At 62.7% G+C, this 13,973-nt stretch carries 17 protein-coding genes; 8 read left to right on the forward strand and 9 right to left on the reverse strand.

What is annotated here, in order from left to right:
• Positions 1 to 50 precede the first annotated feature (50 nt).
• Positions 51 to 1,121, forward strand: a complete 1,071-nt coding sequence (locus tag B0E55_RS08735) for a LacI family DNA-binding transcriptional regulator (RefSeq protein WP_020970637.1) — start codon at positions 51 to 53, stop codon at positions 1,119 to 1,121.
• A gap of 4 nt (positions 1,122 to 1,125) precedes the next feature.
• On the opposite strand, the gene B0E55_RS08740 is transcribed toward B0E55_RS08735, so the two are convergent.
• The 3 genes from B0E55_RS08740 to B0E55_RS08750 are packed head-to-tail and all read right to left on the reverse strand — an operon-like array spanning position 1,126 to position 3,136.
• Complete coding sequence (locus tag B0E55_RS08740) at positions 1,126 to 1,677, reverse strand: SRPBCC family protein (protein ID WP_029256137.1); 552 nt, start codon at positions 1,675 to 1,677, stop codon at positions 1,126 to 1,128.
• A gap of 50 nt (positions 1,678 to 1,727) precedes the next feature.
• The gene (locus B0E55_RS08745; protein ID WP_080909540.1) at positions 1,728 to 2,375 is read right to left on the reverse strand and encodes an alpha/beta hydrolase family protein; all 648 of its coding nucleotides are present in this window, start codon (positions 2,373 to 2,375) and stop codon (positions 1,728 to 1,730) included.
• Entirely contained in the window at positions 2,372 to 3,136 is a 765-nt protein-coding gene (locus B0E55_RS08750; protein WP_080909541.1) for an MBL fold metallo-hydrolase, read from the reverse strand. The genes B0E55_RS08745 and B0E55_RS08750 overlap by 4 nt, the downstream gene beginning before the upstream one ends.
• Before the next feature lie 19 nt (positions 3,137 to 3,155).
• On the opposite strand from B0E55_RS08750, the gene B0E55_RS08755 reads away from it, so the two are divergent.
• Positions 3,156 to 4,280 carry an alpha/beta hydrolase gene (locus tag B0E55_RS08755; protein ID WP_241896036.1) on the forward strand — a complete coding sequence of 375 codons (1,125 nt, stop codon included), beginning with the start codon at positions 3,156 to 3,158 and terminating at the stop codon, positions 4,278 to 4,280.
• On the opposite strand, the gene B0E55_RS08760 is transcribed toward B0E55_RS08755, so the two are convergent.
• Complete coding sequence (locus tag B0E55_RS08760; RefSeq protein WP_019745124.1) at positions 4,216 to 4,806, reverse strand: TetR/AcrR family transcriptional regulator; 591 nt, start codon at positions 4,804 to 4,806, stop codon at positions 4,216 to 4,218. The genes B0E55_RS08755 and B0E55_RS08760 overlap by 65 nt on opposite strands.
• A 129-nt stretch (positions 4,807 to 4,935) precedes the next feature.
• Between B0E55_RS08760 and B0E55_RS08765 the strand changes: the two genes are divergently transcribed.
• From B0E55_RS08765 to B0E55_RS08790, 6 genes are all read left to right on the forward strand, one after another.
• A complete protein-coding gene (locus B0E55_RS08765; RefSeq protein ID WP_047889620.1) occupies positions 4,936 to 5,931 on the forward strand; it encodes a patatin-like phospholipase family protein in 996 nt (331 codons plus the stop codon).
• Between the two features lie 13 nt (positions 5,932 to 5,944).
• Positions 5,945 to 7,516: a flavin-containing monooxygenase gene (locus tag B0E55_RS08770; protein WP_047889621.1), complete on the forward strand. Its 1,572-nt coding sequence runs from the start codon at positions 5,945 to 5,947 to the stop codon at positions 7,514 to 7,516.
• The gene (locus B0E55_RS08775) at positions 7,513 to 8,391 is read left to right on the forward strand and encodes an SDR family oxidoreductase (RefSeq protein ID WP_080909543.1); all 879 of its coding nucleotides are present in this window, start codon (positions 7,513 to 7,515) and stop codon (positions 8,389 to 8,391) included. Before B0E55_RS08770 ends, B0E55_RS08775 begins: the two co-directional genes overlap by 4 nt.
• 19 nt (positions 8,392 to 8,410) lie before the next feature.
• On the forward strand, positions 8,411 to 8,929 hold the full coding sequence (locus B0E55_RS08780; protein ID WP_047889623.1) for a GNAT family N-acetyltransferase: 519 nt from the start codon (positions 8,411 to 8,413) through the stop codon (positions 8,927 to 8,929).
• Positions 8,930 to 9,020: 91 nt separating this feature from the next.
• The gene (locus tag B0E55_RS08785) at positions 9,021 to 9,431 is read left to right on the forward strand and encodes a hypothetical protein (RefSeq protein WP_020970646.1); all 411 of its coding nucleotides are present in this window, start codon (positions 9,021 to 9,023) and stop codon (positions 9,429 to 9,431) included.
• Positions 9,431 to 9,619 carry a helix-turn-helix transcriptional regulator gene (locus tag B0E55_RS08790; RefSeq protein ID WP_019745129.1) on the forward strand — a complete coding sequence of 63 codons (189 nt, stop codon included), beginning with the start codon at positions 9,431 to 9,433 and terminating at the stop codon, positions 9,617 to 9,619. The genes B0E55_RS08785 and B0E55_RS08790 overlap by 1 nt, the downstream gene beginning before the upstream one ends.
• Positions 9,620 to 9,642: 23 nt before the next feature.
• Here the strand turns inward: B0E55_RS08790 and B0E55_RS08795 are convergent, their stop codons facing one another.
• From B0E55_RS08795 to B0E55_RS08815, 5 genes are all read right to left on the reverse strand, one after another.
• Positions 9,643 to 9,870, reverse strand: coding sequence for a hypothetical protein (locus B0E55_RS08795; RefSeq protein WP_021345436.1), 228 nt, complete (start codon positions 9,868 to 9,870; stop codon positions 9,643 to 9,645).
• 81 nt (positions 9,871 to 9,951) lie between these two features.
• Positions 9,952 to 10,779 (reverse strand): ABC transporter ATP-binding protein, encoded by an 828-nt coding sequence (locus B0E55_RS08800; RefSeq protein ID WP_019745131.1) that lies wholly within the window; start codon positions 10,777 to 10,779, stop codon positions 9,952 to 9,954.
• Positions 10,763 to 11,878, reverse strand: coding sequence for a taurine ABC transporter substrate-binding protein (locus B0E55_RS08805; RefSeq protein ID WP_080909544.1), 1,116 nt, complete (start codon positions 11,876 to 11,878; stop codon positions 10,763 to 10,765). Before B0E55_RS08805 ends, B0E55_RS08800 begins: the two co-directional genes overlap by 17 nt.
• Positions 11,875 to 12,732 carry an ABC transporter permease gene (locus tag B0E55_RS08810; protein ID WP_020970648.1) on the reverse strand — a complete coding sequence of 286 codons (858 nt, stop codon included), beginning with the start codon at positions 12,730 to 12,732 and terminating at the stop codon, positions 11,875 to 11,877. The genes B0E55_RS08805 and B0E55_RS08810 overlap by 4 nt, the downstream gene beginning before the upstream one ends.
• 244 nt (positions 12,733 to 12,976) lie before the next feature.
• The gene (locus tag B0E55_RS08815; protein WP_080909545.1) at positions 12,977 to 13,888 is read right to left on the reverse strand and encodes a class I SAM-dependent methyltransferase; all 912 of its coding nucleotides are present in this window, start codon (positions 13,886 to 13,888) and stop codon (positions 12,977 to 12,979) included.
• Positions 13,889 to 13,973 lie beyond the last annotated feature (85 nt).

Genomic DNA, 13,973 nt, shown 5'->3' on the forward strand with positions numbered 1-13,973 from the left:
CCGACTCAGAACCAGCTCAGAACCGACGCACACCAGGAGCCCCGACGCAGATGACGCCCGATCCGTCGAACCGCAGCAACGGCCGTCCGCCAACGCTGCGCGAAATCGCCGACCAGGCCGGGGTCCACATCTCGACGGCGTCGCGGGTCCTCCGTCAGCCCGAGCCCGCCGACGGTTGGTCCGACTCCGCACTCCGAGTTCGTCAGGTTGCCGAGGAACTCGGTTACCAACCGAACCTGTGGGCGGCCAGCCTGCGTACCCGCAAGACCACCACCATCGGCGTCGTGATGCCGAGGCTGACGGACGTCGTGGTGGCCACGATGTTCCAAGGCATCGAGGAAGCCGCCACCGCAGCCGGGTACTCCGTCCTTCTCTCCAGCCCACCCGACGATCTGGACGCGCAGCGCAAAGCGGTCGAGTTCCTGGTCAGCCGACAGGTCGACGGTCTCATGCTGAGCAGCATCCACCTGCCGGGTACCGATTTCGTCGACTCGCTCCCCCTGCGCTCACTCCCGATCCTGCTGCTGAACCGGCACATCGACTCGGCGACGTCGTCTCCGAACCGAGGTCTTCCCTTTGTCAGCGGCGACGACCGCCTCGGCGGCTACCTCGCGGGGAAGCATCTTCTGGACTGCGGCTATCGCGATCTCGGAGTGATCGCGGGGCCGGATCACGCCAGCACGTCGCGGGAACGCGTCGCGGGTTTCCGCGATGCCCTGACCGAAGCCGGTCTGGAACTGCCGCCGAACCGAATAGTGGCGTCCGAGTTCGAAGTTCAAGGGGGTGTCGATGCGGCGGCCACATTGCTCGGTGGGGATTCACGCCCCGACGCCGTCTTCACGGTGAGCGACACCATCGCGATCGGCGTACTCGGTGTGGCCCGTGATCTCGGGTTGAGCATTCCCGACGATCTTGCGCTGGTCGGCTACAACGACATTCCGGTTGTCTCGCAACTCCCGGTGCCCCTGACAACGGTGAGGTCCCCCGCCCGAAAGATTGGCGCGACCGGGCTCGAGCACCTACTCGCACTTATCTCCGGCAAGAACGTCGAATCCGTGAAACTTCCCGTCGAACTGATCGTGCGAGCCTCCACCAGAAAGCCTGCCAGTCGCAAACTCTGAGCAGCTACCAAACCTGAGATTCGTCGATGCCCAACTGTCGCGCGTAACCGGAGTTGAGTGCGTCCCAGCCGTACTCGCGCGCCCGTTCGCCCACGATCGGTCCGAAGGGCTCGCCTGCCAGAAGGGCATCGAGTACGTCGAAGCACAAATGCCATCCGGCAGCGAGTGCCGACGCCATCCCCTCGGCGCGCGACCTCTGCGTAAGTGCGACGCGGGTGCCGCCCTCGACCGAGGTCAGGTCCCACACCAATTCGTCCGGGCCCCACTCGTGTTCGAGCCGCCGAGTGGTCTCCACAACGTGAACGGTGACCGGCAGCGACATTTCGGGGGCACCGTCCTCGGTGAGCATGGTGATCACGGCGTCACCGGTACGGCTCAGATTCCGATCGGCGGTGTACGGCGTCCATTGCGCCAACATCTCCGGGTCGGTGATCGCCTCCCACACCTTCTCGACGGGATACGGCAGCACCCGAGGGAAGCTGACGACTGTGTCGTCCCCGTCGACGCTCACCGTGACGTCGGACAGGGCACTGGGCTGATACGGCTGGGCACTCATGATTCGATCTCACCAGGAACCACCGACACGGGCAACTGCCCGCTCGGCGTTCAGAACACGAACAAAGCCGATACGGCCGCGACTGTCGCCTCCACCACCGGAAATTTCACCACGGACAAGTCGTGTCGCGCTCCTTCGAACTCCACCAGACGTGTCGCGGCGGGAACCAGGTCGAGTGCTGCCTGTATCTCCTCCGTCGTCGCGAACTCGTCCTTCGATCCGTGGACGACAACGGCGGGTGTGTTCAGGTCGGGCAGGTGTTCGGTTCTGAGCTTCTCGGGCTTCTTCGGTGGATGCAGTGGATAGGACAGCAGGACCAGGCCGTCGACAAGTCCCGGGTTTTCCGCTGCCAGCATCGACGCCTGCCGACCGCCGTACGAATGTCCGCCGAGCAGAACGGGTCCGGGCACCGAGTAGTCCGAGCGAACAGCGGCAATCACCTCGGCAATGCCCGCACGATCCTCCGCAGCACGCGACGGATGCGGCGGCCCCGAAGCTCGACGCACCCGAAACGCGAGATCGAAGCGCAGAACTTGCACTCCTGCTGCAGCAAGGCCGTCGGCGACAGCACGCAACAGCACAGTGTCGCAATTACTTCCGGCGCCGTGGGTCAATGCCAGGGTTGCGACGGGCACTGACTCGGGGCGGTGCAGGAAACCGTGCACCGCGCCTTCGTCGACCGTTTCGACAGTACTCATGGACGCATCCTTGTCCGGCCCGCTCGGGCCTGTTCGACTGCGGCAGCCAAGCTGCCTTCGTAGACCGGCCCGTGTCCGGGAAACAGCGCGCCGGCGGGCGCAGCGGCAATATTGTCCAACGCCTGGTCCGTCGCTCCACGGTCATGGTTGAAGGGGCACACCAGAAATTGTGGTCCGGCGACGCTCGACGTCGCATGTCCGGTCACCAGAGCGTCACCCGACGCGATGACTCCTGCCTCGGGGACAAGGTAAGCGCTGTGGCCGTCGGTATGCCCGTGGGTAGGAATCGGTACGATCCGACCGGGAACGTCCAGCGCACCACCTGCCGCAAAGGCCTGTGCGCGAGGCAGTTCCGCGCCTCTCAACGCGCCTGCTCCGATCACGTCGAGTAGCCACTTCGGAGCGCCTCGCCGCCACAACAGCAACGGAACTTTGGCCGGCGACAACTGCTGCAGGTACTCCCGCTTCGCGTGGGGCACTTCCAACGGATCCATCAGGACCGGAACCTGGAGCCGAGTCACGATGTCCGCGATTCCACCGATGTGATCGACATGCGCGTGAGTGACGAGGATTGCCCGAACATCCCCGAGCTGGTGACCGATCTGCTCGATCGAGCGTTCGACGTCGGCGCCGTTGGCCGGGTATCCGCCGTCGATCAACGTCAGATCGGCCCCCTCTTCGACCAGGACCCAATTGGCGTGACCGCACCGAACCAGATGTGTGTTCTCGATCTGCGTGATCGACAGTGCCGCAGTAGTCATGCTTGGTAGTCTGCGCCACGTGTCGGAATCCGTGAAGCAGGCCAGCAGCCGCAGCATTCGAGATCGCGCCGAAGCGTCCTTGGTAGCAGCCGCATTCGCGCTGCCCAGCGCGGTGAAACGTCGAATCACCGGGCCACCCGTCGTCATCGAGGGCAACACGCTCGACGCCGACGCACACCTGCTGCTCACGCTTGCGAAGACGCGGCCACTCCCCTCACATTCCACCGATCCCCAGTCACTCGCCGCTGCTCGCGCCAATCTCACCCGAACCGCGATCATGATGGGCGGCCGACCCGCGCAGGTCCGCACCGAAGAGATCTCCGTTTCGGGCTCCGACGGCCCGCTCCGCGCCCGGCTCTACGTTCCGACTGCCGACTCCGGCGCTCTGCTCGCCTACTTCCACGGCGGCGGCTGGGTACAGGGCGGCATCGAATCCCACGACGCTCCGTGTCGCCTGTTGGCCGAGACCTCCGGCGCACGGGTCATCTCGGTCGACTACCGGCTTTCACCCGAATTCGCTTTCCCCACACCGGTAAACGACGCCTATTCCGCGTACCAGGATATCGTCGACCGCGCCGAAGAGTTCGGGGCAGACCCGACACGCATCGCTGTCGGAGGAGACAGTGCGGGCGGGCACCTGTCCGCGACGGTGGCGTTGCGTGCCCGCGACGACGGCAAGACCCCACCGGCAGCACAGCTGTTGATCTACCCCGCGACCGACTTTCACGAGAAGGCTCCCTCGAGAACGACGTTCGGTGAAGGCTTCTTCCTGACCGAGGCCAATATGAACTTCTACGAGTCCAGCTTCCTCGGCAAGGATGCCGATCGACTCGACCCGTTGGTGTCGCCGCTACGCGCCCCAGACGTGGCCGGACTGCCACCAGCCATCGTGATCACGGCGGGGTTCGATCCACTCCGGGACGAAGGCGAAGCGTACGCAGCACGATTGCGAGACAACGGTGTTCATGTCACGGATCGACGCTACCCCGGATTCATCCACGGTTTCGTCAACGTTCTGGGGCCCAGTGCCGGATCCCGTGCAGCGGTCGCCGAGATCGGCGGCATGCTCCGCGCACTCCTCAGCCGCCCGACAAAATTTCCCGCACCGTATCCACCAGCGGATCGACGGGAAGCTCTGGGCTGATTGCGCGCTGTAGCCCCAAACCGATTCCGACGCTGAGCATTCGCAGCGCGGCTGCGTCCGGATCCAGCGTCGGCGTCACCCCGTTGGATTCCGTGAGGTGTTGGACCAATCCGGCGATCAGTCCGCGCACCTGGTCTGCACCCGCCGCGATCTTCTCCCGAATGTCCTCGCTGTGCCGCGATCTCACCGAGAACTCGACCTCGAGCAGCGTCCACCTCTGGTCCCCGATTGTTCGCTCGGCCCACCGCGCGAATTCAGCCACCGCATCGTCGAGGGTCGATTTCGCCCCGAGTTGCGCAGTGATCTCACCGACCTTGGTCAGCCTGATCCGGCCGAGAACTTCGGCACACAATTCATCCTTGTTCTTGAAATTCGAGTACACCGCCCCCTTGGAGTACCCGGCGTCCTCGGCGATCTGATCGAGAGAGGCCGCGGCGTATCCGCGATCGAGAAAGTGCTCGACGGCCGTCGCCAACAGGGTCTCGCGGGTCAGCGCCTGCGCTTCCTGCCTGGTCAATCGCGCCATCGGAACCTCCCAGTGGTCCTCGGTATCGAGATTCCCACGGTAGCCGAATACCGCGAACGGTTGTCGAGTGGAGTACTGAAACCAATTTTGGGGTACCAACGTTATTCGGATACTGATAGTCTCCGAAACATGACTTCAGATGTGACCGGTACCACCGTGCGCCAAAACAGCGCACCGAGACGCGGCTTGGCCATCGGCTGCGGCGGCACTCTCGGTTTTGCCTGGACTGTTGCCGCGCTCGCCTCGGTCCGGGATGCACTCGACTGGGACCCACGGGAAGCCACAGCCATCATCGGGACGTCCGCCGGCGCCGAGTTCGTGACGATGCTCGGCAGCGGAGTCGGTGTCGACGAGTTGGTTGCCATGCAACTCGGCAACGCCGCCGCACGCCCCGAGCTCCTCACCCACATCGCGTCGGCGCCCGGAAAGCTCCCGCCACTTCCGAGACTGGGCGTCGGCAATCCACGACTCCTCACGCGTCGAGACCTTCCGGTTCTGAGCCGGATGAGCGGCATCGCACCGGTTGGTGGCGGCGACCCGTCCTGGCTCACTACGCTCGCCGAATCACTTGCTCCGGGCGATTCGTGGCTCCCACATCCGAACGCGTACATGGTATCCATGGACTACAGAACGGGGCGACGGGTCGCATTCGGGGCACAGGGGGCTCCGAAAGTGACCGTCGGTGAAGCGCTCCGAGCGTCATGGGCGATTCCCGGCTGGTTTCCACCCGTCACGATCGACGGCGTCAGGTACATCGACGGCGGCGCCGCATCCACGGCTTCGGTAGACCTTCTGCTCCCCCTTCAACTGGACGAGCTGGTTGTACTGGCGCCCATGGCTTCTCGAACCCTGAGGCCGGCGCGCGGCGCCGCCCGTATCGAACGCAGTGCCCTGCGCAATGCCATGTCCAAGGGGCTCGATCAGGAGATCGAACTGGTCCGCTCCGCGGGTACCAGAGTCATACGAATCGATGCCACCGACGACGACCTTGCCGTGATGGGCGCCAACTTCATGGACGGCCGCCGACGGCTCGCCACCTTCGAATCATCGCTGCGTACAACACGTGCGAGTGTCAAGCGCGAACTCGATGTGCACCCGTTCCAGCCCACTCGTTCCCACCAGTGAAAGCGCAGACTCAGTGAACAACGAATCTGACCACTTCGAGGTCGTGATCATCGGCGGTGGAATTTCCGGAATCGGCGCGGCTATCCACCTGCAGCGTCTCGGAATCGACAACTTCGCACTCCTCGAGAAGGCCGACTCCCTCGGTGGAACCTGGCGCGCCAACACCTATCCCGGGTGCGCCTGCGACGTTCCATCCGGTCTGTACTCGTACTCCTTTGCCGCCAATCCGGATTGGACGCGCTTGTTCGCGGAGCAACCGGAGATCCGCGAATACATCGAGAACACGGCGGGCACGCACGGAGTGGACAAACACGTTCGCTTCGGGGTCGAAATGCTCTCCGCGCGATGGGATGCGTCGCAATCACTGTGGAAGATAACAACTTCCAGCGGCGAACTGACTGCTCGCTTCGTGATAGCCGCTGCCGGCCCATGGAACGAACCCCTGACACCGGCGATCCCCGGACTGGAAGCGTTCGAGGGAGAGGTGTTTCATTCCTCGCAGTGGAATCACGACTACGACCTGACCGGAAAACGCGTCGCCGTCGTAGGAACCGGAGCGTCGGCAGTCCAGTTCGTTCCGCGCATCGTCTCCCAGGTCTCCGCCCTTCACCTCTACCAGCGAACCGCTCAATGGGTTCTCCCCAAACCCGATCACTACGTACCGCGGATCGAAAGGTCCGTCATGCGATTCGTGCCGGGAGCACAGAAAGCCTTGCGCAGCATCGAATACGGAATCATGGAAGCGCTCGGATTGGGATTCCGTAATCCATGGATCCTGCGAATCGTGCAGAAACTCGGGTCAGCCCAATTGCGCCTACAGGTACGCGATCCGAAGCTGCGCAAGGCATTGACTCCCGACTACACCCTCGGTTGCAAGCGACTGCTCATGTCGAACTCGTACTATCCGGCCCTCGGCAAACCCAACGTCAGCGTCCATGCCAACGCCGTCGAGCAGATCCGCGGTAACACCGTGATCGGCGCCGACGGAGTGGAGGCGGAGGTGGACGCCATCATCTTCGGAACGGGCTTCCACATCCTCGACATGCCCATCGCATCCAAGGTATTCGACGGAGAAGGTCGATCACTCGACGATCATTGGCAGGGAAGCCCGCAGGCGTACTTCGGCTCCGCCGTCAGTGGATTCCCCAACGCATTCATCCTGCTGGGCCCGAGCCTCGGCACCGGGCACACATCGGCGTTCATGATCTTGGAAGCCCAACTGAACTATGTGGCGCAGGCAATCGGCCACGCGCGTCGTCACGGCTGGCAGACCATCGACGTGCGAGAGGAAGTTCAGGCAGCCTTCAACTCTCAGGTTCAGGAGGCATTGGGGACCACGGTCTACAACGCCGGTGGTTGCGAAAGCTATTTCTTCGACGTCAACGGCCGCAACAGTTTCAACTGGCCGTGGTCGTCCGGCGCCATGCGTCGACGGCTACGGGACTTCGATCCGTATGCCTACAACCACACGTCGAACCCTGAGTCAGACAACACGCCCCCTGAACCCACGCCGTCTGAACCCACGCCATCTGAACCCACGCCATCCGAGCCCACCACTAGTCCGGAACCGGAGTACACCGCATGAGCCTCTTCGGCACCACCTACCCGCCGATCGATCTCGACGGAGCGGTCGTCGTCATCTCGGGCGGTGGCCGCGGAATCGGCCGGGCGACAGCCAAGTTGTTCGCTACTCGCGGTGCACTCGTATGCGTCGGCGATCTCGACGAGGAGACGGCCGTCGACACAGCGGAGTCCATCGGCCCACGTGCCCGCGGTTACCTGCTGGACGTCACGTCGCGCGATTCCTGGGATATGTTCGCCTCCAAGGTGATCGGCGAATTCGGCCACATCGACATTCTCGTCAACAACGCGGGAGTGATGCCGCTCGGCAGCTTCCTCGACGAGTCCGACGCCACCAGTCGAGTCACCCTCGACGTCAACATCTGGGGGCCTATTCACGGGATGCGCACCGTGTTACCCGGCATGGTGGATCGACGACGCGGGCACGTCGTCAACATCGCATCGATGGCAGGCAAACTTCCGATACCCGGGATGGCCGTGTACAACGCCAGCAAGTTCGGTGCAGTGGGTCTTTCGGCTTCTGCCCGTGTCGAATTCGCAGATTCCGGGGTCAGCGTCAGCGCGATCCTGCCCAGCGCGGTGCGGACCGGCCTCTCGTCAGGCGTGCCACTCGGAAAGGGAATGCCGACGGTTGAGCCCGAGGTAGTGGCCAAGGCCGTCGTCGACACGGTCGCGCATCGGCGAGCCGAAACTGCAGTTCCCCGTTACCTTGCGGGCTGGGATCTCGTCGACGCACTGGTCCCCGAATGGATCATCAACATCGGCCGCCGGGTGATCGACGATCGCCGCGCACTGACATCGGTAGATCCGAACGGGCGTGCGGACTACGAAAAGCGAGTGGCACGTCAAGCCGAAAACGGGGAGCGCAATCCGAAGTGAACCGGGTAGTTTCGTGGCCATGTACATCCGCCGCGAAACTTCTTCCGACCGTGACGCCATCTATTCACTGCTCGGGGCGGCGTTTGCCGACCAGGCACCGCCCGGCGAGACTCCCTACGAGATCGAACTGACACGCCAACTCTTCGCCTCGGACGACTACTTACCGAAGTTGTCCCTGGTCGCCGTAGCCGGCGGTGAGATCGTCGGCTTCGTGATCGGAACACGCGGATGGGTCGGTCCCGTGGAGGCTGTTGGCCTCGGCCCGCTGGCTGTCACCCCGGGTAACCAGCGCAGCGGGGTTGGTTCGGCACTGATGCATGCGGTGATCGGCGCGTGCGACGCCCTGGACGTGCCGCTGATCGCACTCTTGGGCAGCACCGAGTACTACCCGCGGTTCGGATTCGTCACCAGCACGGACGTCGGAGTGGAGTCTCCGGAAGCTGAGTGGGGCGCTCACTTTCAGATCAGAACGCTCACCACGCATCGCGCTGATCAGACGGGGAAGTTTTCATACTCAGCGCCTTTCGGAATCGCGTGACCCAGAGCGCGATGTAAGAGTTCTTTGACATACGGCGTGCGTGAATCTACGCTCAACCCCTGTCAAAGAACTCTTACATCCGGGAGGCTTCATGAGCACCACGGCACGGTGGAGCCTGGTTATCGGCATCGGCGTCGCAGTAACGCTGACCCTCGGCTTTTTCGCAGCACTGACCGCCGGCGACCAGAAGACGTTGACCTTCGTCGTCTTCGCAATCGTCATGGCGCCGGCTTGCATCGGATCGGTATGGGCCCTTTTCCCATCGGAAAAGAACAAGGCTCCCGCCTATCCCGAGGACACCGTCGAAACAGAATGGAGTCGCAAGGCCGGATTCGGCGCGTTCACAGACTTGATCACTGCCATGGGAATCGCGCTGATCGCGCACAATGTCTTCGGCGCTCCCGAACTGCCGCTCCTGATCTTCACTGCCCTCGGCCTGGTCGACTTCGGAATTCGGTACTGGGCGGTGTCGAGGGACCGCGCCCCCACGATCGAGATCTGATGCGCAACAATCTTCAAGAACTCAGGACGGCGGCCGGATTGTCACAGCAAGCGTGCGCCGACGCACTCGGAATCACGCGCCAAACCGTCATCTCGATCGAGAAGGGACACTTCGACCCGCGTCTGTCGCTGGCGTTCCGAATCGCCGAGTACTTCGACAAACGCGTCGACGACGTCTTCTCCAGCTGACGCCGTCTCGGGCTGACAGAAGATCAGTCGAACAGGGTAGGCGACCCGTTTTCGTCTTTCCCGTCGTCGACCGCCGTCGTCTTCTTGCCCGAGCCCTTACGGACGACGGTCAATGTCGTCGTTCGACGCGACAACCTGTGCCCGTCACTGTGTTCGAGCAACGCCATGCCCTGGCGAACTTCGACTACCGTCCACGGACCCGCATGGCCGGCTGCCTGCACGAGGTCACCGGACTCCACCTCAGTTGCCATGACCACTCCTTGTTCGTCGTGTCCTGCACGTTCTCCTTCCTATTATCGACGCGGCCACCTGGTAGTCGACGCGCAGGGTACCTACGCTGCAGCAGCAACCTTGACCGCATGGCCGACTTCGGCTCGGAATGCCGCGTATTCGGGTGAGCCTCGGAGATCGTCGGGATCGACGCCGGTTCGTGGCAGATCGATTTTCAGGTCCAGCGCGACCTTGCCGGGCCGGCTTGTCAGAACTACGACGCGGGAGCCGAGAAAGGCCGCCTCGTCGGCACTGTGAGTGACGAAGACACTTGTTCGCCCCGATTCGGCACTGACACTGCGGAGGTCCTCCTGCAGACGCTCGCGAGTGAGGGCGTCCAATGCGGCAAAGGGCTCGTCCAGCAACAGCAACGACGTTTCGGCCGCCAAGGCCCGGGCAATTGCCACCCGCTGCTGCTGCCCGCCGGATATTTCCCAGATACGCCGGTCCGCTGTGCCGCCCAGACCGACGCGGTCGAGAAGCTCGTCGCGCCTTCGCCCGCGTTCGCTCTTCGTCACCCCGGCATATTTGAGTGCCAGATCGATGTTGCCGCCCACCGATTTCCACGGAAACAGTCGTGGTTGCTGAAACACCACGCCGGCACTCGACCCGGGAATCGGATCGGATCCTGATACCTGAACTGTTCCGCTGGAAGGATTTTCGAAACCTGCAATCAGCCGCAGCAATGTGCTCTTGCCGCAACCCGACGCTCCGACGAGGACCAGAAACTCACCAGGGGCGACGTCGATCGATACCGGCCCGAGTGCCGTGACGGACTCTCGACCGTGGCCGTACTTGTGCGAGACGGTGTCGATTCGGATCGCGCCCGGGCGGTCGGCAGCGAATCCTCCCGCGGCCTGCTGTGCGGTCTCGCTACTGGTCAAGGACATCGGGAAGCCCCTTCACATAGAGAGCATTCTGAAAGACCGCCAGATCAGGCACACTGTCGATCTGCTTCTGCTCGGCCAGGAATTGCGCTGCACTCTGCAGGTTCACTGCCAGATTCCCGGGAGCGCCTTCGGTGCCCAGCCATTCCGGCGAGGAGATCTGCTCGGGAGTGAGGAACACTCCCTGCTTCAGTTGCGCTGCCGCGTCTTCCTTCGAGGCGCTCAATTGCGCGGCAACAGCTTCCGCTGCCGCGTCCGGGTCTGTGGCGATTGTCGTGAGCGCGCGGGCCTGAACCTTTCGCCAGGTGTCGACGATCTCGGGGTGGTCCTTGGCAAACGCGGTCGACACCACACCAAGATCGAGTGTCGGCTTTCCAGCCGTCGCGAGCTCGCGGCTGGCGATCAACTGTGTTCCGTCCTTACGGAGTTCGTCGAGCGTGGGCAACCAGGTGTAGACGGCATCGATGTCACCCCGCTGCCAGGCAGCGAGGGATGCTTGCGGCTGGAGATCCACCAACTGGACGTCGTCAGCACTGAGTCCGGCCTGGTTCAGTGCTGCCAGCAGACTGTAGTGCGCGGTCGAGGCGAATGCCGTGGCCACTTTCTTGCCACGCAGATCTGCGACGGTCTTGATTCCGGTTGCGTTGCGCGCCACCAAGGCTTCGTTGTCGCCGGCCACGTCGAGAACAAACGCGACCTGGTACGGAATGTTCAGCGGTGCCGAGAGGCCACGAGCAACCGGACTCGAACCGATTGCGCCGAAATCGATTTCACCGGCGATGAAGGCGGTGTTGATGTCGGCTCCCGAATCGAACTTCGTCCACTTCACGTTGTACTCGGGCAATGCGTCTTCGAGCCAGCGATTGTTCTTGACTATCAAGTCGCCGCTCGGGAACGACTGGTAAGCGATACGGATCGTTTCCTTGGACGAGTCCTGGCCCGAATGATCCACCGAGCACGCACCGAGAACAAGGGCAAGAACGCCGATCAGCACCGTGAACGCCGTCCGGGAAGCCCTTCCCTCGTTGCGGTTCGGATTGCTGTTGCGCTTCAGATTGCCGCTGGGCTCGGAAATGCTGCCATATTTCTTATTGTCGGTCATACTTTTCCCCTCCAGGGAACGGCGCGGCGCTCAGCAGCCCGCAACAGTCCGTCGATGATCAAACCGGAGAATCCGATGGCGAAGATCCCCACCAGCACTACCGGAGTGTTGTTGTAATTGCTTGCATCCTTGACCATTCCGCCGATTCCGGGGATGCCGTTGAACAATTCGGCCGCGACAACTGACGAGTACGCCATACCCACCGACAAGCGAATGCCCGTGAAAGTTTCAGGCAGCGCCGACGGGACAACCACGTCTCGGATCACTTGTGCCCGTGAGGCTCCCAGCGCCCTGGCAGCTTCGACCAGCCCGACGGGTGCCGCGACAACAGCAGCTGTGGTGGCCACTGCTGCCGGCGGTAGCGCAGCCAACGCCAGAAGCGTGATCTTCGGCGCCTCGTCGATTCCCAGCCAGATCACCAGCAGGAAGAAGTACGCCAAGGGCGGCAGTGCCCGCAGGAAGGTCAACCACGGTTCGAGCAGGCTCCGCAGCCATGTCACCGATCCCATTGCCAAACCTAGGATCACGCCCAATCCGACGCCGATGATCACACCGACCAGCACCCGTCGCAGCGTCATGTAGAGGTGCTCCCAGAGCAAATACCCCTGGTAGCCACGCACTCCGTCGTGCGTGGTCATCGTGTTGACGAAGGCATGCCAGACCGTGCTCGGAAAGGGCACGAAGGTCTCACTCCAGGTGCCGCTCGCCGCGGCGACCTGCCACAAGGCCAAGAATGCGATCACGGAAAGCACCGGCAGTCCGACAGTGGTCACACTCGAAGTCCACGGCCGACGCGGTTCACGGTTCGGTTCCGCGACTGATGTTGGTTCTATTGCTTCGACAGGAGTCGACATCGCTGTTCTTCCTCGACGTACGGAAAATTCCGGCACACATGCAGCAACGAGCGCACATGCAGGGGCGAAGGCGCACAGAGCGGCGCCGTTCTCACTCAGGAGAGTCGGAAGGAATCAACAGCAACAGCAGTTGGCACCAAGACGGCACAGGTCGACGGCGATGCGTCGTGTCAGTGGCGTCGTGGGCATGGGGGTAATTACTACCTGTGTCTGCAATTACCCGCAAATGCGGGGGAAATAGGCGTCAGTCGGCCAAGCGAACAGACAGCGAATACATCAGCGGTATCTCGGGTCGTCCGGCCGGGACTCCCCAACGCTTGCCGCCGAGTTCTGCCATCTCCTCGAATCCTTGCCAACCGTTGGCGTACGGGTACTCGTCGAAGGACTCGAGCGTCAATCCGGCACGCCGCAGGGCGCCGAGCACCTCGGCGATGGACCAGTTGAATTCACATGAAGGGAAGGGATTTTCGAAGTTCTCGACTCCGTCTCCCTGAGCGCCCGGCAAGACGAGATCGGCTGAATCTGCCACGTAGTCGCCGACGCCACCGGGTTCGGTCACGGGAGTCCCGCCTCCGTACGGGTATGTCAGCGACCACTTCTCGTCGAAACACATGGCAAACGGATGAAACTCCACCAGAACGAATCGACCGTTCGGCGCCAGAACACCGGCAATCCCCTCGGCCCACTCGTCGAGATCGGGTAACCAGATCACCGTTCCGTACGAAGAGAAGACTCGATCGAACTTCCTCCCGGCAGCGCCGGCATCTCGGAGCCACGCAGATACATCCGCTCGCTCGAAATCGGCGGCAATGCCGGATTCCTCAGACAATGTTCGCGCGAAGTCGATCGCAGAATCCGAGATGTCGACGCCGGTCACCGCGGCACCGAGAGCAGCCAAACTCAACGAATCCTGACCGGAATTGCACTGCAGATGAAGAATCGAGGAGCCGTCGATCTCGCCGAGCAGCGCCACTTCTTCCGGAAACAAGGTCGACCCGCCGTTGCGAAAGAACTGTGCTTGGTCACCTTTGTGACTGTTGTGAGCGACGGTCGCCGCATTCCACGACAACCGATTCATCTCCACTGCGTCCATCTCTACTGCATCCACCTCTCGGCCCACAACAGCTCCGCCCGAGTTCACCACGCCCCCGGTCACGTCGGCAATCGATTTACTGGGCTGGAAACCTATCCGAACGAAGATGCAACAGGTTACAGTTTTTCGACGGACCATCGAAGGAGAA

This window comes from Rhodococcus sp. 66b (assembly GCF_002076325.1).
Taxonomy (GTDB): Bacteria; Actinomycetota; Actinomycetes; order Mycobacteriales; family Mycobacteriaceae; genus Rhodococcus_F; species Rhodococcus_F erythropolis.